General features: G+C 59.1%; 18 protein-coding genes. 5 read left to right on the top strand and 13 right to left on the bottom strand.

Annotation, left to right across the window (positions count from 1 at the left end; translation table 11 throughout):
- Window positions 1-126: 126 nt before the first annotated feature.
- Window positions 127-297, top strand: a complete 171-nt coding sequence (locus APU11_RS27025) for a YfgG family protein (RefSeq protein ID WP_028027964.1) — start codon at window positions 127-129, stop codon at window positions 295-297.
- On the opposite strand, the gene APU11_RS15285 is transcribed toward APU11_RS27025, so the two are convergent.
- Window positions 294-1,184, bottom strand: a complete 891-nt coding sequence (locus APU11_RS15285; RefSeq protein ID WP_058651791.1) for a LysR family transcriptional regulator — start codon at window positions 1,182-1,184, stop codon at window positions 294-296. The genes APU11_RS27025 and APU11_RS15285 overlap by 4 nt on opposite strands.
- Window positions 1,185-1,281: 97 nt before the next feature.
- Here APU11_RS15285 and APU11_RS15290 point away from each other — a divergent pair, with 97 nt between their 5' ends.
- From APU11_RS15290 to APU11_RS15300, 3 genes are read left to right on the top strand one after another with little or no spacing between them, the layout of a single operon-like run.
- Complete coding sequence (locus APU11_RS15290) at window positions 1,282-2,511, top strand: MFS transporter (RefSeq protein WP_058651792.1); 1,230 nt, start codon at window positions 1,282-1,284, stop codon at window positions 2,509-2,511.
- 49 nt (window positions 2,512-2,560) lie between these two features.
- Window positions 2,561-3,025 carry a DUF6130 family protein gene (locus tag APU11_RS15295; RefSeq protein WP_058651793.1) on the top strand — a complete coding sequence of 155 codons (465 nt, stop codon included), beginning with the start codon at window positions 2,561-2,563 and terminating at the stop codon, window positions 3,023-3,025.
- Window positions 3,026-3,036: 11 nt separating this feature from the next.
- The gene (locus tag APU11_RS15300; RefSeq protein WP_013098249.1) at window positions 3,037-3,780 is read left to right on the top strand and encodes an alpha/beta hydrolase; all 744 of its coding nucleotides are present in this window, start codon (window positions 3,037-3,039) and stop codon (window positions 3,778-3,780) included.
- Window positions 3,781-3,869: 89 nt separating this feature from the next.
- Here APU11_RS15300 and iolB read toward each other — a convergent pair whose 3' ends face one another.
- The 10 genes from iolB to APU11_RS15350 form a co-directional block, all read right to left on the bottom strand.
- Entirely contained in the window at window positions 3,870-4,694 is an 825-nt protein-coding gene (iolB, locus tag APU11_RS15305; RefSeq protein WP_058651794.1) for a 5-deoxy-glucuronate isomerase, read from the bottom strand.
- A 9-nt stretch (window positions 4,695-4,703) separates the two neighbouring features.
- On the bottom strand, window positions 4,704-5,594 hold the full coding sequence (gene iolE, locus APU11_RS15310) for a myo-inosose-2 dehydratase (RefSeq protein WP_058651795.1): 891 nt from the start codon (window positions 5,592-5,594) through the stop codon (window positions 4,704-4,706).
- A gap of 11 nt (window positions 5,595-5,605) precedes the next feature.
- On the bottom strand, window positions 5,606-7,510 hold the full coding sequence (gene iolC, locus APU11_RS15315; protein WP_013098252.1) for a 5-dehydro-2-deoxygluconokinase: 1,905 nt from the start codon (window positions 7,508-7,510) through the stop codon (window positions 5,606-5,608).
- Window positions 7,511-7,522: 12 nt separating this feature from the next.
- On the bottom strand, window positions 7,523-8,656 hold the full coding sequence (locus tag APU11_RS15320) for a Gfo/Idh/MocA family oxidoreductase (protein ID WP_058651796.1): 1,134 nt from the start codon (window positions 8,654-8,656) through the stop codon (window positions 7,523-7,525).
- An 8-nt stretch (window positions 8,657-8,664) separates the two neighbouring features.
- Window positions 8,665-9,693, bottom strand: a complete 1,029-nt coding sequence (locus APU11_RS15325; protein ID WP_013098254.1) for an ABC transporter permease — start codon at window positions 9,691-9,693, stop codon at window positions 8,665-8,667.
- Between the two features lie 11 nt (window positions 9,694-9,704).
- The gene (locus APU11_RS15330; protein WP_029882255.1) at window positions 9,705-11,252 is read right to left on the bottom strand and encodes a sugar ABC transporter ATP-binding protein; all 1,548 of its coding nucleotides are present in this window, start codon (window positions 11,250-11,252) and stop codon (window positions 9,705-9,707) included.
- Window positions 11,253-11,300: 48 nt separating this feature from the next.
- Window positions 11,301-12,230, bottom strand: coding sequence for a sugar ABC transporter substrate-binding protein (locus tag APU11_RS15335; protein WP_013098256.1), 930 nt, complete (start codon window positions 12,228-12,230; stop codon window positions 11,301-11,303).
- Window positions 12,231-12,261: 31 nt separating this feature from the next.
- On the bottom strand, window positions 12,262-13,248 hold the full coding sequence (gene iolG, locus APU11_RS15340; RefSeq protein ID WP_013098257.1) for an inositol 2-dehydrogenase: 987 nt from the start codon (window positions 13,246-13,248) through the stop codon (window positions 12,262-12,264).
- A 287-nt stretch (window positions 13,249-13,535) separates the two neighbouring features.
- A complete protein-coding gene (gene iolD / locus APU11_RS15345; RefSeq protein ID WP_058651797.1) occupies window positions 13,536-15,461 on the bottom strand; it encodes a 3D-(3,5/4)-trihydroxycyclohexane-1,2-dione acylhydrolase (decyclizing) in 1,926 nt (641 codons plus the stop codon).
- A gap of 11 nt (window positions 15,462-15,472) precedes the next feature.
- Window positions 15,473-16,978, bottom strand: a complete 1,506-nt coding sequence (locus tag APU11_RS15350; RefSeq protein ID WP_058651798.1) for a CoA-acylating methylmalonate-semialdehyde dehydrogenase — start codon at window positions 16,976-16,978, stop codon at window positions 15,473-15,475.
- Window positions 16,979-17,270: 292 nt separating this feature from the next.
- On the opposite strand from APU11_RS15350, the gene APU11_RS15355 reads away from it, so the two are divergent.
- The gene (locus APU11_RS15355) at window positions 17,271-18,104 is read left to right on the top strand and encodes a MurR/RpiR family transcriptional regulator (protein ID WP_024908667.1); all 834 of its coding nucleotides are present in this window, start codon (window positions 17,271-17,273) and stop codon (window positions 18,102-18,104) included.
- Window positions 18,105-18,175: 71 nt separating this feature from the next.
- Here the strand turns inward: APU11_RS15355 and APU11_RS15360 are convergent, their stop codons facing one another.
- Together APU11_RS15360 and APU11_RS15365 are read right to left on the bottom strand one after the other, a co-directional pair.
- The gene (locus APU11_RS15360) at window positions 18,176-18,556 is read right to left on the bottom strand and encodes a DUF1641 domain-containing protein (RefSeq protein ID WP_058651799.1); all 381 of its coding nucleotides are present in this window, start codon (window positions 18,554-18,556) and stop codon (window positions 18,176-18,178) included.
- Complete coding sequence (locus APU11_RS15365) at window positions 18,556-19,752, bottom strand: FAD/NAD(P)-binding oxidoreductase (RefSeq protein WP_058651800.1); 1,197 nt, start codon at window positions 19,750-19,752, stop codon at window positions 18,556-18,558. Before APU11_RS15365 ends, APU11_RS15360 begins: the two co-directional genes overlap by 1 nt.
- Window positions 19,753-19,889: the final 137 nt, after the last annotated feature.

Genomic DNA, 19,889 nt, shown 5'->3' on the forward strand with positions numbered 1-19,889 from the left:
GGTTAATGTATATGTTGACGGTTATTTACACATCGCAGAATTGACCCACCCTTCCCGCTGTGCCTTAATATCCACGTCGCCCAAAAGGGTATGTCCAGGAAAAACACAGTGAGTCAGGCCACACGTATGCGAAAACGACATCGATTTAACACTCGAATGACCCGCATCATATTGCTAATCAGCTTCCTGTTTTTCTTTGGCCGCTTCGTTTATTCCTCCATTGGTGCCTGGTATCACCATCAGGACAAACTCCAGTCGCAGCAAACCAGCCTGAACGTCGATACTGCCGATCGCTAATCCACCGGTGGGTTTTGTATTATCCGAATAATGGCCGCGATCCCTTTGCTGAGGATCTTATCCTGACGCATCACAACAGCCAGCTGCCGTTGCAATACGGGTTCAAGCGACATGACGCTTAGCCCTTCGCGGTCAGCGGCGTGTTCAACCGCCATTCGCGGTACAATGCTATAACCCAACCCCGCGCGAACCATCCGTTTAATGGCCTCAATGCTGCCAAGCTGCATCACCGGCGCAATCGCTAACCCACATGCCGCAAACCAGCCATCTATCAGCGCGCGGGTGCCACTGCCGGATTCAAAGGCAATCAGCGGCTGAAGGTGCAACGCCTCAGGGGTTAAACGCGAAAATCGCTCCTGCTGCATAAGCGAGGCAATAAAAACAAACTCTTCGTCCATCACCGTCACGACGTCCAGACTTTTACCACTGACAGGCAGGGTCACCAGCCCCAGATCGAGACGGTTTTCTTCTATCGCCCTGACAATGTCGAGGGTGTTGCCCGTGGTTACCCCCACTTTCAGGAGTGGGTAGTCGCTGCGTAACTGCTGCAACAATGGCGGTAAAAGATGGATACAGGCCGTTGCGCCAGTGCCAAGCGTCACGGTGCCGCTCACGTCGTGGCTGAACTCACTCACGGAACGAACCGCTTCATATACCGCCTGCTGAATACGCTCTTCGTGGAGCAGCAGAGCCTGTCCGGCAGGTGTAGCCTTGATACCACGCCCGGTTCGTTCTACCAGCCGCGTTTGCAGAAACTGTTCCAGCTGACGTATTTGCAGACTAACGGCGGGCTGGGAAATACCGAGCAGATCCGCTGCAGCCGAAAAGCTGCCGCGCTGGATCACCAGACGGAAGGTCGCAAGATGTCCCAGATTGAGCGTCGTCATGCAAAGTTTCTCTTATACGGGTCATAAAGATACGGCACTGCCAGCACAATACCGCGCCCGTTATGCTCAGGACAACTGAATAACGGAATGAAAACTCATGGAAACACCTGCACTTCCCCGCCGCCTCGCCCTCACCGCCGGATGTAATCAACTTATCAACTGGGGGATCTCTTTTTATATGCCCGGCACTTTTGCCCTCGCCATTATCGCCGACAGGGGATGGACATCGCCCCAGCTCTATCTCGGCCTGACGCTGGCGATGCTGGTGATGGCCGCCGTCTCCCCTTTTGTCGCCCGTCTGCTGGCACGCTTTGGCGGGCAAAACGTGGTGATGAGTGGAACGCTGCTGATCGCCGTAAGCTGCGCGGGGATGGCATACACCCAGACCCTTCTCGGCTGGTACAGCGCCTGGCTGGTGACCGGTATCGGGATGCGCCTGTCGCTCTACGATGCGCTATTCGCCGCGCTGGTAAACCTGTATGGACAGCAGGCGCGAAAAACGATCTCACGCATTACGCTGGCAGGTGGGCTGGCGTCTGCTGTTTTTTGGCCGCTGGGAGACACGCTGCTGAAGGTGATGAGCTGGCAGCATGCGCTGCAAATTTACGCTCTTTTTGGACTCCTGAGCGCGGTATGCATTCGAACCCTCCCCCACCAGCGTCTGGCGATTACCCGCAGCGTAAGTGCCCCCATCCCGGCCGGTGAACGGCGTAACGGCTGGCTTTACGCAACGTTTATCGCCCTCATTACGTTCGTCTCTAACGGCACATCCACGCACCTGCCGGAGTTTATCGCCAGCGTCGGCCTGCCGATCGCCCTCGGCATGCTGTGGGGAGTCGGCCAGACGGGGGCGCGCGCAATCGAGGTCATGGCGGGAGCCCGCTCAACCCCACTCTCCCTTACACGCTTTACCGCCCTCGCGATGCCGCTCTGCTTTCTTCTTGGGCTAAGCAGTACCCTGTATGCCTGGTGTGCTGCCGGATTTGTGCTGGGCTATGGCGCCATCAACGGGCTGGTGACAATCGTCAAAGCCACGCTACCGCTGGCGCTGTTCAGCGCTGAAAGCTATGCCCGGCGCACTGGTTTGCTTCTGATCCCTGCACAACTGATGGCAGCAGCGTCGCCGTTTGCATACGCATGGCTTAACAAAACGCTGGGGATCGCGGGCGCTATGTGGGTGTCTACCGGGTTAACGCTGGTAATTGCCGGGCTGGCGATCGCCATTGTACGCCGTTCGGGCACGCAGAATGTATCACACTGTATCGAGAACGCCCCGCAGACAAGCCGGTACAAAAAGCCGCCCGCAGCAAACATCTCTGATACATAAAAATGGTCTTCTGTGTTCGTTATCACTATGAACCGATAAGGAGACACAGATGATTCGCCGATATTTATTGCTCCCGGCCCTGGCCGTGGCATCGGTCAGCTCCTGGGGGGCACCACTGGATAATCTCAGCGCCGCCGACGTCAACGGTCCGGCTGCCGTTTCCCCGCTTGAGCAGCCCCAGCCACCCGCCAGGCTGATTGTCGATCCGCCGCTGGCAGGCCCGCTGAGTAAGGGGGCTGTCTTTATTCAGTACCGTGTTGAAAACCTGCGCATTGAACCTGTCTTTGGACCCGACGCGCTGAAAGTCACTCCGCGCATCGGCCATATTCACGTTGTGGTGGATGACGCGCCCTGGCACTGGGCGGACACCAGCGGTGAGCCGGTGATTCTGGTGGGACTGCCCGCCGGAAAACACAAGGTGACCATTATTCTGGCCGACCCGACGCATAAGCCTCTCGACCATAAAACCCTTGAATTCACCGTGCCGCCGCATGCGCCGGTCCACCATTTCTGAGGAGCCTGAAGATGAAAACATTATCGATACTGACGGCGGGTCTGCTGGCGATGTCGGCCAGCGCCTTTGCGCAGAGTGAAACCAGCGTGGTGCTGGTGCATGGCGCCTTTGCCGACGGCAGCAGCTGGAACAAGGTGATTTCCCTTTTGCAGAAACGCCACACCGAGGTAATAGCCGTCCAGCTGCCGCTGACCTCACTAAAAGATGACGTAGCAGCCACCCGGCGCGCCATCGCTCGCGCACACGGGGACGTGGTACTGGTAGGTCACTCCTGGGGCGGCACCGTGATTAGCGAGGCCGGCAACGATGCGCGGGTGAAATCACTGGTGTATGTGGCGGCGTTCGCGCCGGACGCCGGTCAGTCAACGGCAGAGCTGGCGAATAGCTACCCGGCGCCACCGGGGAGCGCCGGTATCGCAAAAACCGCGGACGGCTTTTTATACCTGCCGCCTGCGTCGGTCAGTAAGGACTTCGCACCGGATGTGAAACCGGGTGAACAACAGATCATCGCCGCCACACAGGGGCCAATAAAGGGCGATGCGTTTGGCGAAAAGGTCACTCGCGCGGCGTGGCACGCGAAGCCGAGCTGGTATGTGGTAAGCAAGAACGACCGGATGATCAATCCTGAGCTTGAACGCGCGATGGCGAAGGCCATCCACGCGAACACCACCGAGGTCGCGGCGAGCCACGTATCGATGGTGAGCCAGCCGGAAGCCATTGCCCGCACGATTGAGCAGGCGAGGCAGATGCACTGAAGACAATTCGACCAGCGGCGCTGTGCTTGCGCGAGCCTACGGTTTCGTAGGTCGGGTCAGCGCAGCGCCACCCGACAAGAAAGGCCGCTTCAGCCCCCATTCTCTGCGGGATAATCCCGGTTAATCCACGCGTGGTCCTCTTCCCACGTGAACATCCATTTGCGCACCGGCCCGGCCATCACGTTGAGGTAGTAGCTGTCATACCCCGCCAGGGTTGCCACCGGGTGGTAGCCCTTCGGCACCATCACCACGTCACGGTTGTAGACCGCCATGCATTCATCCAGCGTTCTGTCGTCAGTGTAGACCCGCTGCATGCAAAACCCCTGATCCGGGTTGAGGCGATGGTAATAGGTCTCCTCCAGATACGTCTCCTGGGGCGGATTATCCGTGTCGTGCTTATGGCTCGGGTACGAGCTGGTGCAGCCTTCGTTGGTCCAGACCTCCACCACCAGCAGGCTGTCAGCCGGTTTGTCTTCCGGCAGAATGTTATGCACATAGCGCTGGTTATGGCCTTTGCCGCGCGCTTCAGCGTCGATATCCTGCGGTGCAATCAGCCGCGTCGGCCAGCTACCTTTACCCGGAGCGGCACAAACCGCCAGTTCCAGCTTCGTGAGCGCCTTCACTTGCACCGTCTCCTGCGGGGTAACGTACACCGCCCACGGCTTGATGCGCTCGAACGGGCTCATCCGCTCGCCAATATCGTTAAACTGCGCGGAAGGCGTGCTGATGGAGGCGCGCCCGGCCACTAGCACCAGACAGCGCTCTTCGCTGACGGCGGGCAGCGTCAACTGCTGCCCCTCCTGCAACTCATAGGCCTCAAAGCCAACATATCCCCACCCGGCGCGTTCCGGCGTGACGGACTGGGTCCGCCCTTCAGCGTTCGGCTGTTGCCAGCGTGATAGCAGACGTGACATGTCACCTCCTCAGATAAGCCCGGCGTCGCGCGCCAGACGGCTCAGGTTGTTATACCCCAGACGGGCATAGGTCAGCGGATGGGCAATCGCCGGATCCTGCTCCGCCTCCACCACCAGCCAGCCATGATAATTCTGCGCTTTCAGCAGTTGCATGATCGGCGGATAATCCACGCAACCGTCGCCCGGCACGGTAAACACGCCGCTCAGCACCGCATCGAGGAAGCTGGTTTTGCGGTTTTTGACATCCGCCAGCACGTCGGCACGCACATCTTTGCAGTGAACGTGGTTGATGCGCGACGCCCAGCGCTGCGCCACCGCCAGCGGATCGGCCCCGGCAAAGGTCAGATGACCGGTGTCCAGCAGCAACCCGACCTCTTCGCCGGTATGGGTCATCAGGTTGTCTACGTCGTCAGCAGACTCAATCACCGTCCCCATATGGTGGTGATAGGCAATCTGCACCCCCTGCTGCTGAGTGTAGCGGGCAAATTCCGTGAGCTTCTCGCCATACTCCTTCCAGCGTGCCTGCGGGAAGCGCGGGCGCAGATGCACCGGCGTCTGCTGCTCGCCGTGAATGCAGCCGCTCACCTCCGCAAATACCAGCACCTTTGCCCCCAGCTCACGCAGCAGCGTCAGGTGGGACTGCACGGCGGCAATCTCCTCTTCCACGCTGCGCTCCAGCAGTCGGCCGGAGTACCAGCCAGAGACCAGCTGCAGATCGTGGTGCTGCAAAATGGGGCCAAGCAGGCGCGCTTTACGCGGGAATTTGTTGCCCAGTTCGAAACCGGCAAAACCGGCCTCTTTCCCCTCGCTCAGACAGGTCTCCAGCGGCGTTTCGGCACCAAGGGAAGGCAGATCGTCGTTAGTCCACGTCAGGGGGTTAATGCCTAATTGCACACTCATTGTCGTCTCCATTATGCGTGTCCGCGCTCGCGCCACCAGGCGATAAGCTGCAGGTAATTGTCCCGGATGCGCGCCACCAGCTGCGCATCGTCGATATCGTGTTTCAGCCATGCGCGGGAAGCTTCGCCAAACAGCGTGCGCCCCACGGCAAATCCTTTCACCAGTTCGTGCCCTGCCGCGGCGTTAAACCCGGCACGCAGTTGCTCGGCAGGCGCATCCAGCCCGAGGATCACCACCCCACGGCAGTGCGGATCCCGACGCTGGATAATCTCGCTCAGTGCCGTCCAGCCATCGGACGTCAGCGGCGGCAATTTCCACCAGTCCGGGTAAATACCCAGGTTGTAGAAGCGGGAGATGGCACGCAGATATAGTTCATCGCTGCGCGGCATGCTGGCGGGCAATATCACCTCCAGCAGCAGCTCATGCCCGGACTGGCAGCAGGCGTGGTAGACCTCGGCAATTTTCTGCTCCTGCTCCAGGCGCAGGCCGTGGGCATCTTCCGGGTGGAAAAAGACCAGGCACTTCACCACATGCTCCTGCGGCCAGCTGATAAGCTGGGTGCCAATGTTGCCGTGCTCCATCTCCAGCGGACGGGAGCCCGGCAGCTCAATGGGCCGCCCGATCCACCACCCTTCACCGGTAATGGCGTTGAGCGCATCCTGACCAAACGTACCGTCACACAGCAGGCCCGCTTTGCCTGCCAGCCCGGCACGGCTCGCCGCCTCGCGGCTGGCCTGCAGGATCAGCTGCTTGAGCGCCGGAATACGTTTGAGCGACGCCCCGCACTGCAGTGCCATATCTTCAAGCTGGCTGCGGTGATCGAACGCCATTACGCACAATTCCGGCCATTCGCGGCGACGGGTGGTGACCCGGTGCAGATGGTTCAGACGCGGGTCGAGATCCGGGCGTGGAACGAGCGCGGCGCGCGAGAGATAGTCATCCAGCTCAATTTTGCTCGGCATCGCCGGGGCGCAGCCGTGGCGCGAGACCACCAGCGCGCCGCAGGCGTTGGCATAGCGGCACGCCTGCTCCCAGCCCTCGTCGTTCAGGTAGCCGCGCAGCAGGCCAGACATAAAGGCATCGCCCGCGCCGAGGACGTTCAGCACCTCCACGCGCACGCCGGTCACCGTCAGGCCGTCATCCAGACGGGCCGGAATGGCACCGGTATAGACTGAACAGCCAAGCGCGCCGCGTTTGCAGACCAGCGTGGCCTGACTCACGGCACGCACCTGCGCCAGCGCCAGCAGGGTGTCCGTGCTGCCGCCCGCAATGTGAAACTCCTCCTCGGTGCCGACAATAACGTCGAAGAGGTGCAGCACCTCCTGAAGTTCACGGGTGACCTGATCGGCCGCGATAAAGCGCGTTTCGCCGTCGCCTAAGGAGGTCAGCCCCCACAGCACCGGGCGGTAATCAATGTCCAGCACCGTGCGCACGCCGTGACGACGGGCGTAGCCCAGCGCCGTCAGCACCGCCTCGCGGGTCTGCGGATGAGAAAGGTGAGTCCCGGTGATGGCAAGACACCGTGCGGAGGCGATGTAGTTTTCGTCCACATCGCTGGCCGTAATGGCCATATCCGCGCAGTTATCGCGATAAAAAATCAGAGGAAAGGTGTCCCGGTCTTTAATGCCGAGTAGCACCAGCGCCGTGAGGCGTGTTTTATCGGTGATCAGATGGCTGGTATCACAGCCCACCTGATTTAGCTCTTCGCGCAGGAATCGGCCCATATGCTCGTCGCCCACGCGCGCCAGCATCGACGAACGCAACCCCTGCCGCGCCGTGCCGTACGCCACGTTGCCGGACGAGCCACCGAGATATTTGGCAAAGCTCGACACATCCTCCAGCCGCGCACCAATCTGCTGACTGTAGAGGTCTACCGCCACGCGGCCCATGCATATCACATCAAACTGCTTTTCCACGTTGATACCTCTTCAGACAATGTCATTCACGTTCAGCCAGCGGCCTTGCTGGTGTGAGAGTGCGATGGCGTCCAGCACGCGCGAGACCTTCCACCCCTCTTCAAAGTCCGGCCACATCGGTGCGTCGGCGGCAATGCCATCCACCAGGTCACGCACTTCCACCGTTTTTTGATCGTTAAAGCCAATACCGTGGCCTGCACCCATACAGAACGCGCCGTAGTCCGGGTGTGCCGGGCCAACCAGCAGCGTGCGGAATCCCTGACGGTTGACCGGATCGTCATGCAGATAGAGCTTCAGCTCGGCCATGCGCTCCTGAGTAAAGCTGATGGCGCCTTTCGTTCCGGTGATCACATATGACAACCCCATCTTGCGGCCGCAGGCGACGCGGGAGGTTTCAATCACACCCTGCGCCCCGCCCGCGAAACGTACCATCGCGTGGGCCTGGTCCTCGTTTTCGACGGCAATCATCTCCGACGACCCGGCCTTCGCCGGACGTTCCGGGACCACAATCTTCAGGTCGCCGCAAACCTGCTCAATCTCCCCCACCAGGTACTGCGCCATATTGACGATATGCGCCGCCAGATCGCCCAGTGCCCCCAGCCCGGCAGTCTCTTTGAAGCAGTGCCAGTGAATGGGCGAAAGCGGGTCGGCCATATAGTCTTCGTTGTGGGTGCCGTAGAAGTGGATCACCTCGCCTATTTCGCCGCGGGCGATAATCTCTTTCGCCAGCTGCGCCGTCGGGTTTTTCATGTAGTTGAAGCCCACCAGGGTTTTCACCCCTGCCCGCTTCGCGGCCTCGACCATCTCACGCGCGTCGTGGGCGTTCAGCGCCAGCGGTTTTTCCGAGTAAACGTGCTTGCCGTGGCGGATCGCCTCCAGCGCCATCTCTTTATGCAGATGGTTGGGCGAGCAAATATCCACCACATCAATGGCCGGGTCGGCCACCAGCGCCCGCCAGTCTCCCGTTGAACGGTTAAAGCCAAACGCCTGCGCGCGCTCTGCCGCCAGCGTCGGGCTTACCTCGGCCACCATCTCACGCACCAGCTTGCCACGCAGGTTGAACACCGTAGGGGCCTGGGCATAAGCGATGGCATGCGCCTTGCCGATATACCCGGTGCCAATTAATCCAATACGAACCTCTTTCATCGTGATCCTCACAGTGCGCCGCGACGGCTCTTGGCGTAGGTGTCGAACGCCACCGCCAGAACGATAATTAACCCGGTGATAATCTGCTGGTAGTAAGCCGAGACGTTCATCAGCACCAGGCCGTTAATCAGAATGCCCATAATGATGGAGCCGATAATGGTGCCGCCGATGCGTCCGTAGCCGCCCATCAGCGAGGTGCCGCCAATCACCACCGAGGCAATGACGCGCAACTCAAAGGAGATCCCGGCCACCGCCTCGGCGCTCCCCAGACGCGCGCTAAGAATAAAGCCCGCCAGCCCCGCCAGACAGCCAATCAGCACATAGACGCTGACCAGTACGCGCTTCACGTTCACACCCGCCAGACGCGCCGCCTCCGGGTTGCCACCGATGGCGTAAACGAAGCGCCCCCAGCGGGTTTTGTGCAGCGCCAGATAACCGCCAACGGCGACGATGGCGAAGATCCAGATCGGAATGGAGATACCGAGCAGCTCGCCCCGTCCCCACCAGCGGTAGCCCTGATCGAAACCGGCGATTGGCGCGCCGTCGTTAATCACCAGGGTCAGGCCGCGCCAGATGGTCATCCCCCCGAGGGTGACGATGAACGGCGGCAGGCGCAGGCGGGTGACGCCCAGGCCATGCAGAAAACCAATCGCCGTGCCCATCGCCAGACAAATCCCCAGCCCTATCAGCCAGCTCATGCCGCCCCAGGCGTTCGGGTCGACGGTGGTAAAGTTGTCGCCTTTAATCACGTACGCCGCGGTCATGGCGCACACTGCCAGAATGGAGCCGACGGAGAGGTCGATCCCGGCGGTCAGGATGACGAAGGTCATCCCCACGGCCATGATCCCGTAGATGGAGACTTCGGTCAGGATGTTGAAAATGTTGCGTTCAGAGAAAAAATTGCTGTTCTGCGACTGGAAGAAAATCAGTAGCAGGATCATGAAAATCAGCACCCCAAAGCGCTCGAAGAAGGCGATGGGATCGATGCGTCCGGCGCGTTTCACCGGGGCCTGCGTTTTAGAAATCATCTGCGTCATGAGAAACTCCGTTATGCCGCGTTCAGGGCGTTGTGGTTGATGGCCATCATCGTCATCAGCCGCTCTTCGTTGGCATCATCGCCGTGGATCTCGCCGGTGACCCGGCCTTCGCTCAGGGTGATGATCCGGTCGGACACCGCCATCACTTCAGGCAGATCGGAGGAGATCACAATCACCGCCACGCCCTTTTTCGCCATGTCAAACAGCACCTGGTGCACTTCTGATTTGGTCCCCACGTCGATGCCACGCGTTGGCTCATCGACAATCAGCACCCGTGGGTTGAGCGCCATGCAGCGCGCGAGGATCACTTTTTGCTGGTTACCGCCGGAGAGCTTGCGCACCTCCTGCGCACTGTTGACCATCTTGATCTGCAGCGCCTGGCGGTAGGACTCAATCAGATCGTCCTCTTTGCGGGTATTGACGAACCAGCGCCAGTGCAGCAGTGACGAAAGGCAGGAGAGCGACAGGTTGTCGCGAATCGACAGCCCCAGCACCGCCCCCTCTTTTTTGCGATCTTCCGGCACCAGCGCCACGCCCTGATCGAGGGCATACAGCGGGTCGCGCGGCTGGTACGGCACGCCGTCAAGCTCAAAGCTGCCAGAGGTAAACGCGTCTGCGCCAAACAGGCAGCGGGCCACTTCGGTGCGTCCTGCACCCACCAGTCCGGCGATGCCCAGCACCTCACCCGCGTGGACATGGAAGCTGATGTCATGCAGGGCAATACCGTGCGGATCCAGCGGCGGCTTTTCGCGGCTCAGCCCCTTCACGGCCAGACGGATGGGTTTATCCTCATGGTGGGTTTCACTGGCGGGACGGCGGTTAAACGCCACGTCGCGCCCGACCATCAGGCGGATCAACTGCTCTACGTTCGTTTCTGCCACCGCGCCGGTGCCGGTGAAACGGCCATCCTGGAAAACGGTGAAACGGTCGCAAAGCTGAAAAACTTCATGCAGGCGGTGCGTCACATAGATAATGCTCACCCCGCGGTTTTTAAGCTCCCGCACCACACGGTGCAGGCTTTCTACTTCGCTGTCGCTCAGCGCGGCGGAAGGTTCATCCATGATGATCAGCCTGGCGTTGAGGGTCAGCGCTCTCGCGATCTCGACCATCTGCTGCTGGGCCACGCTCAGGCGGGCAACGGGTGTGGTCGGCGCGACGTTCAGCTGCAGGTAATCGAGAATGACCTGCGCCTCCTGGTTTACCGCTTTTTCATCGACGATCAGGTTCCGCTTACGCGGCTCGCGCCCAAGGAACATGTTTTCCGCGACGGTCATGTTGGGCAGCAGGTTAAATTCCTGATAGATGGTGATAATGCCCTTGTTCTGTCGTTCCACCGGGGAGTCATCTACCGGCAGCGTTTCGCCGTTGAACCAGATCTCCCCGCGCGTTTGCGGCTGCGCGCCCGCAAGCGCCTTCAGCAGCGTGGATTTTCCCGCCCCGTTTTCCCCCAGCAGGGCGTGGATTTCTCCTGGCCCGACGGTCAACTGGGCATTGCTCAGCGCCCAGACGCCGGAAAAGCTTTTCGCCAGCTCGGTCACTTTCAGTAAGGGTTGCGACATCAGTCTGCTCCTCCTCATGATGAGCCGCCAAAGGCGGCTCGGGACATATTAGTTACCGGCTTCACCGATACGCTCAGCCTGCTGCAGGTTCTCTTTGGTGATAAGCGTTGGCGGATAGTCCGCGCCGGTGATGGCTTTCTTCTCACGCACGTTGGCCACCAGCTGGCTCATTGCCGTTTGCACCGCAAAGCCCGGGCGCTGATCCGCAGTCACCGCCAGCCAGCCGTCACGCACGCGAGCCAGCGCTTCAGGAACCGCATCAAAGCCGGTTACCAGGATTTCACCGGGCTTCACGCCCTGGCTCTGCAGGGCTTCAATCGCCCCCAGCGCCATATCATCGTTAGCGGAGAGGATCACCTGCGGGCGTTTCGGTAGTGACGGCAGAACGCTTTCTACAATGCGCATCCCTTCAGAACGCATCCAGTTGCCGGTCTGATCGGCGACGATCTTGTATTTATCGCCACCCGCTTTCAGGCTGTCGCGGATCCCTTTAGTGCGTTCGATGTTGGAAGAGGAACCCGGCTGACCGGTGAGCAGAATGATCTCTGCCCCGTCGGGGAATTTGCTTTTCACGAAGTCGCCAATGGCCTGGCCGCCTTTGTAGTTGTTGGCGCCAAAGTGCGGCACTTTCTTCTGACTGTCGACGGAGCGGTCAAGGGTGACCACCGGCAGCTTCGCATCCTGAATTTCATCCACCGCGCTGGAGACCGCGTTCACGTCGTTCGGGGAGACGATGAACCCCTGCGCCCCGCGGGTGATGGCGTTTTCCAGGTCAGCCACCTGTTTTGGTGAACTGCCCTGCCCGTCCAGCACCTGCAACTTTACGCCCATCTCTTTTGCGGCTTTCACCGCCGTGCGCTGCATGTGAACTTCAAACGGCATCGCCAGGTTTGGCGTACTGAAAACAATTTGCTCGTTTTCGGCGAGGGCGGCCCCGGACGTCATGGCGATGAGGGCGGCTAAGATCAGCTTTTTCATTATTATGTCTCTCTGTGTAGGGTGGTTGTGTTTAGAGGACGATCTCGCGCTGGCTACGCAGCGACTCCAGCGCTTTATCCGCGAGGTACAGCGCACGTTCACCATCATCGCCGCTGCAGTCAGGCACCGCTTCGCCGCGCAATACCGCAACAAAGTGTTCCCATTCCGCGGCGTAAGCGGATTTGTAGCGCTGCAGGAAGAAGTGTTCCGGCAGCGCGCTGGTGCAGCCCTGTTTGCCGTAGTGCTGCACCTGATTTTCAAGAATATTGCCCGCGCAGAGCAGCCCTTCAGAACCGTGTAGCTCCAGGCGCTGGTCGTAGCCGTAAGAGGAGCGGCGGCTGTTGACGATGGTCGCCATTGCGCCGGAGGCATATTTCAGAACGATAAATGCGGTGTCGATGTCCCCCGCCTCGCCAATCGCCGGATCCACCAGGTTACTGCCCTGGGCATACACTGACACCGGCTCTTCACCCATGATGAAGCGCGCCATATCAAAGTCGTGAATGGTCATATCGCGGAACATGCCGCCAGAGACGCGGACATACTCCGCCGGTGGTGGAGACGGATCGCGGGAGATGATCAGCAGCGATTCCGGTTTGCCGATACGCCCGGCCTGGGCGTCGGTTTTCACGCGGCGGAACTGTGGGTCAAAGCGGCGGTTAAAGCCGATGAACAGCGGCACGTCGTACTCTTTGACTACTTTCAGGCAGTCGCGCACGCGGGCGAGGTCGAGGTGTACCGGTTTTTCACAGAAGATGGCTTTGCCATGACGGGCGGCCATTTCAATCAGGTCCGCATGGGTATCGGTCGCCGAGGCGATCAGCACGGCATGAACGTCAGGGTCGGTCATCGCCTCAATCAGGCTCTGCTGGCGGGCCTGGTACTGCGTGGCGAGACGGGTGGCAAATTCCTGATTCGGGTCAACCACGGACCAGAGCGTGGTCGCGCTGTGGCTGGCGATGTTAGCTGCATGTACCTGGCCAATTCGGCCAGCGCCCAGTAAAGCAATGTTAAACATAACGGCTCCCGGTGTTGGTGAATGCTGTGAACTAACGACCCTTTAAATAAAACATTTATTTCATTTTTATAAATAGTGAAAATTATGTTTTTGAGTGTGGGTTAACACTTTTGAGATGAATGAGATAAATTTTGTTATCAATCTCACAACATGAAAGGACGTGCTACCCGCCCCTCTCCCCAAAGGGGCGAGGGAGAAAAGGCCGCACCGAAGCATCCCCTCTCCCCTTTGGGGAGAGGGTTAGGGTGAGGGGAAATGAAATGAAAATTTCGTTAGGGCGGGAAATCTTAATACTGACGTGCTTTTTTCACCTGCGCCTGCGTCTGCGCCGCGGCTTCGCGCACGGCAGGAGACGCTGCTACCTGCGCATCGCCGGTTCGCCACCAGGAGGCGTAATCGTGGGTCATGGTCTTCGGCAGCACTTTGATGTCCAGCAGCGTCGGGCCAGGATGGGCGCGGGACGCCTCCAGCGCCGCCAGCAGGCTTTGCTCATCATGTACCCGCCACGCGCGACAGCCGTAGCTTTCCGCGTTTTGCGCGAAATCGACCTTCACCAGCGGCCCGTCAAGCTGCCCGGTCTGCGGGTTACGGTGGCGGTTTTCCGTGCCGAAGCTTCCCATTCCATGACCCATCTGCAGGTTATTAATGCAGCCAAAGCTGGCGTTATCAAACAGCAGAACGGTGATTTTAATGCCCTCCTGCACCGCGGTTTGCAGCTCGGAGTGCAGCATCATGTAAGAGCCATCCCCCACCATGGCGTAAACCGGTTGCCCGGGTCGGGCAAGCTTTGCGCCAAGCGCCGCCGCAATCTCGTAACCCATGCAGGAGTAACCGTACTCCAGATGATAGGTATCAGGCGTTTTGACCTGCCAGAGGCGCTGTAAATCTCCCGGCAGCGAACCGGCTGCGCCCACCACGATGGCGTTATCTTCAACATGCTGATTAATCAGCCCCAGCACCCGCGTCTGGGTCAGGCGGGTGTTGAGCGTCTCGCCATATTCCGTCAGTTGGGCATCAAGATGGCCCGCCACTTCCGGTGCCTCGTCCGGGCGCCACTGGCGCTCCCAGAGACGGCGGCACTCGTCGTGCCAGGCGGCTTTCGCCTGCGCAATCTCCTCTCCCCAGCCGCTGCGATACTCCCTGAGCGAGTGGGTTAAGGCCTGCAGTCCGGTCCGGGCATCGGCAATCAGCGCGGTGGCGTCAAGCTTCAGGGCGTCAAACTCGGCCACGTTCAGCAGCAGAAACTCGACGTCCGGGTGGGAAAAGAGCGCCTTGGAGCCGGTGGTAAAATCGGTAAGACGTGTCCCCACGCCAATCACTAAATCGGCCTGCGGCGCAAGCTGGTTGGCGGCCATTCCGCCCGTCACGCCCACCCCACCCATATTAAGTGGGTGGTCACTTACCAGCGCCCCTTTTCCGGCCTGGGTTTCGGCAAACGGCAGATGCAGCGTTTCGACAAATTCGCGCAACGCCTCATGCGCACCGGAGTAGCGTACACCGCCGCCGCACACCACCAGCGGACGGCGTTTACGCGCAATCAACGCCTGCGCCTGCGCCAGACGCTGCGGATCTGGCGGTCGACGCTCGATGTGATGCACGCGACGCGCGAAGAAGCTCAGCGGGTAATCCCAGGCTTCGCCCTGCACGTCCTGCGGCAGGCAAAGGGTTACCGCACCGGTATCTGCGGGGTCAGTGAGCGTTCGCATCGCATTTAACATGGCGCTCATTAACTGCTCCGGGCGATTGATGCGGTCCCAGTAGCGGGAGACCGGGCGGAAGCAGTCGTTGGTGCTGATGCTGAGATCGTGATACTGCTCGATCTGCTGCAACACCGGGTCCGGCTGGCGGCTGGCGTAGATATCCCCCGGCAGCAGCAGCAGCGGAATACGGTTCGCCGTGGCGGTTGCCGCAGCGGTGATCATATTGGCGGCTCCCGGCCCGACGGAGGAGGTCACGGCGAAAATGCGCTGACGGCGATGCTGTTTGGCGAATCCCGTCGCCATGTGGGCGATGCCCTGCTCATTACAGCCCTGCATTACCTGCAGATGGCCCGGATCCTGTTCCAGCGCCTGGCCGATGCCCAGCACGTTGCCATGACCAAAAATGGTCGCCACGCCCTCCACGAAGGGCGTTTCAATGCCATCAATGCTGACGTACTGTTGATTAAGGAACCGGACCAGCGCCTGGGCCATGGTCATACGTTCGGTTTGCATAAAACCTCCTGTCAGCCCAGCGTCGGCATGGAGAACGCAGCGCCTGTCTCCTGCTGCATTTCCGGCCAGCGTGCGGTGACGGTTTTCATTCGGGTGTAGAAACGCACGCCGTCGTTACCGTGCACGTTGAGTGCGCCAAAAATCGAGCGCTTCCAGCCGCCGAAACTGTGGAACGCCATCGGCACCGGGATCGGCACGTTAACCCCCACCATGCCCGCCTGCACCTCTTCGCAGAAGCGGCGCGCGCAGCCGCCGTCGCGGGTGAAAATGGCTGAACCATTACCATATTCATGGCGGTTAATCAGATCCACCGCGCTGGCGTAATCTGCTACGCGCACCACAGAAAGCACCGGGCCGAAAATTTCTTCCTTATAGATCGTCATCTCCGGGGTGACGTTATCGAACAGCGTCGGCCCGACAAAATAGCCCTTCTCGTGCCCCTGCACGCTAAAGCTGCGGCCGTCCACGCGCAGATTCGCCCCCTGCGCTTCCCCGCTGTCAATGTAGCCCAGCACCGTGCTGCGGTGCGCGGAGGAGATAAGCGGCCCCATTTCGTTTTCTGGCGTCTGGTCCAGCCCTGGCCCAACGCGCAGCGCGGCAATCTGTTTTTCCAGACGGGCGCAGAGGTCATCGGCGGTTTTATCGCCCACCGCCAGTACCACTGAAAGCGCCATACAGCGTTCCCCCGCCGCGCCGTAGGCCGCGCCCATAATGGCGTTGGTTGCCATTTCCATGTCGGCATCCGGCATTAAAATGCAGTGGTTTTTCGCCCCACCCAGCGCCTGACAGCGTTTGCCGTGGGCGGACGCGGTCTGGTAGATGTATTCCGCAATCGGCGTAGAGCCAACAAAGCTCACGGCCTGCACGCGCGGGTCGGTCAATAGCACATCAACGGATTCTTTATCCCCCTGCACCACGTTAAACACTCCGTCCGGCAGGCCAGCCTCTTTCAGCAGTTTTGCCAGCGCGAGCGCCAGAGAGGGATCTTTTTCTGATGGTTTCAGCACGAAGGTATTGCCGGTCGCCAGCGCAATCGGGAACATCCACATCGGCACCATCGCCGGGAAGTTAAACGGCGTGATCCCGGCGCAGACGCCGAGCGGCTGCATCAGCGAGTGGCTGTCCACACCGGTGCCCACGTTGGCAGAGTGTTCACCCTTTTGCAGATGCGGGATGCCACAGGCGAACTCTACAACTTCCAGGCCACGGGTCAGCTCGCCTACCGCGTCGGAGAAGACCTTGCCGTGCTCTTCGCTGATAAGACGGGCCAGACGTTCCATATTCTCTTCCAGCAGCGCTTTGAAGCGGAACATCACACGCGCGCGCTTAAGCGGAGAATGACGCGCCCACGCCGGAAACGCCTGCTGCGCGGCGGCAATCGCCTGCTCCGTTTCCTGTGCCGTACTCATCACCACCTGACGGATCTGCTCGCCGGTGGCCGGGTTGAAGATCGCCTGAACGCGCTGGCCTGAACCGGTGACACATTCGCCGTGAATAAAATTCGCTACCGTCTCCATCCTTAACCTCTCGCTGTTGATACGTGACTGTTACCTGAACACTGTGTACTGAACACTATATATGAAACAAATATTCCATTTTAAGTTGAAATAAAATAAATGATGATTATTGTGATCAAGGATGGATTTTTATGTTAACAGCCAACAACACTGACGCAGCGTGCGCTATTAAGGATTTTCAGGCGATGAAATGAGTGAAGTTTCTGTTTCATTTTTGCTGCCAGATGGATGGCCAACATTTAAAAGACGCGGTTTTGCGTTTAGAATCATAAGACTGTATTTGGGGGATAACATGACGACAGCAACCAGCCTGAACGAACTGCAGCAGCAAATCCGCGATCGCTACGATAGCCTGAGCAAGAGGCTGCAGCAGGTCTCCCGCTATGTACTGGATAATACGAACAGTGTGGCGTTTGATACGGTTGCGGTCATTGCCGAGCGTGCCGATGTGCCGCCCTCGACGCTGATCCGTTTTGCCAATGCCTTTGACTTCACCGGCTTCAACGAGATGAAACAGCTGTTTCGTATGAACCTGGTGGAGGAGACCGCCAGCTACAGCGATCGCGCGCGGCTGTTCCGCGAAATGGAGAGCGAAGCCGTGCCGGAAACGCCGCTCGATATCCTGCAGGAGTTTGCCCGCTCGAACGCGCAGGCGCTGCAGCAGCTGGCCGCCCGTGCTGAACCGGAGATGCTGGAGCGCGCCGTACAGCTTCTGGCCGACGCGGACACCATCTACATCGCCGGACTGCGCCGCTCCTTTAGCGTCGCTGCTTATCTCACCTATGCTTTAAGCCACCTAGAGTGCCGCCCGATTCTGCTCGACGGCATGGGCGGCATGCTGCGTGAGCAGATCAGCCGCATTAAGGCGCGCGACATTGTGGTGTCGATCAGCTTCTCGCCGTACGCGGAAGAGACGGTGATGGTCAGCGAAACCGCCGCCAGCGTCGGCGCGCGGCAGATTGTGATTACGGACAGCCAGATTAGCCCGCTGGCGACATTTAGCGATCTCTGCTTTGTGGTGAAAGAGGCGCAGGTGGATGCGTTTCGATCTCAATCGGCAACGCTGTGCCTGGTGCAGTCGCTGGTGGTGGCGCTGGCGTATAGGTTGGGGAGTGGGGAGAAATAGCCCCAGCGCAGTTTGGTGGACCGGGTAAGGCATAGCCGATACCCGACCACCTGAAATGCATCAGCCAGACATTAAAGGCTCCTTATCTCGGGGCAATCAGAATAACTGACGGAAGAGAGGGAATTCAGACGTTGCCCCGTAATCTGTAACACGCGCAATAAAAGCATAATGCCGCGGCGGGTATCAGGATCGTTGAGCATGGCAAACACCTGCCGAAGCGAAATATCCCCTTCCCGGTTAATTTGCTCTCCCCACGCCATGCGTAGCGCGGTTCCGCCTTCCCAGCCGACGGTGACCACATCTTCAAATACGCCAGCCAGTTTTTCGACCATCGCGCTATCGGTCATTTCCAGCATGTCTGCTGCTAAGGCCAGCAGATCAACCAGATTATTCAGGCGATTGCCCGCCATGAGCGGGGCAAGGCTTTTAAGTAACTGTTCCTGTTCGCTCATCAGAACATCCCCCTCACGACACCCCAATAGAGACCACGGTTAAAACCGTTTCGCAGCATGCCACCAAGTTTAGTCGCAGGCATGGGCGTCACGTCATTGCGATAGTCATACACCAACGGCATACCGGCCCAGAGTCCCATCTGCGCAACGGCCTGAACCCGTCCATCATAATGGTTACCGCTTCCGGGCGGTCTGCCGTACAGCTCCGCCACAATGTTATCAGCAATGATGGGCGCCTGGTTGTGGCACGATCCCCCGGCTTTACTGATCGGGAGGTCAACGGTATCGCCGATCACATACACCCCTTCCAGGCCGTAGACGCCCAGCGTTTGGTGATCCGTCGGCAGCCAGCCTTCACCGTTCTGAACCTCACTGAGGCCCGTATTACGCACTGCTTCAACCGCCCTGATGGGAGGCGTTGCCATCAGGATGTCGAAGTTCTGTGAATCGCCCTCGGCGGAATAGGCAATTTTGCTGTCAGGATCGACATGACTTAAGGTAAAGCCGCGCTGATGCTGTATTCCTTTGGCAGCAAAAATATCGCCCAGCGCCTCCCCCACCGGACGCTGCAGGAACAGACAGTTTCGCAGCAACTGCGCTACGGTCGGATAGGTATAAACGATCTCAACCTGATTACGTACGCCGCGCTGACGCAGATAGTCGTCAACCATCAGCGTGGTTTCAATGGGGGCGATGCCGCACTGATGGGGAACATTCGGAGTTTCCGGGAAAGAGACGGTAATAAATATTCGCCCTTTTTTAATGGTGGAGAGCTTATGCGCTAACTGTCTTGACGCCGCATATTGATAAAAATGGTCCCCCGCTTCGGCAAGCCCGGGGATTTTCTGCGGGAAAGGCGTGCAGCCGGTTGCGATAACCAGCAGGTCCCAGTCGTAATATTGCTTACTGGCACCGTACAGTCGACGCTGTTTAAAATCGAAAGATTCAATCTTATCGGTAATAAATCGAATTTCCGGACTCAATAATTGCCGCTCAGGCCGGGCCAGTTCATGGTGGTGGAAGAGGTTAAACGCGACGTACATAAACGCCGGTTTGTAGTAATGCACCGGCGATTCGGAAATCAGCATCAACTCTACCTGACCGGCAGCAATTTCATGCCGTAATTTTCTGGCCAGCAGGTTGGCGACAATCGTCCCTCCCGTGCCGCCGCCGACAATAATTATGCGGTTTTTCATTCCTTTATTCGCTCATGGTAGTGAATGGGAATTCACGTAACCAGACCGCTTCACTGTTACGCTCAGCTAAAGGGTAGCAATGGAATAATATCTCGCAATTTAATCCTTAATGTGAAATTTAATTTTGATAATCACAC

The sequence above is a fragment of the Enterobacter sp. 50793107 genome, from assembly GCF_001463365.1.
Taxonomy (GTDB): Bacteria; Pseudomonadota; Gammaproteobacteria; order Enterobacterales; family Enterobacteriaceae; genus Enterobacter; species Enterobacter cloacae.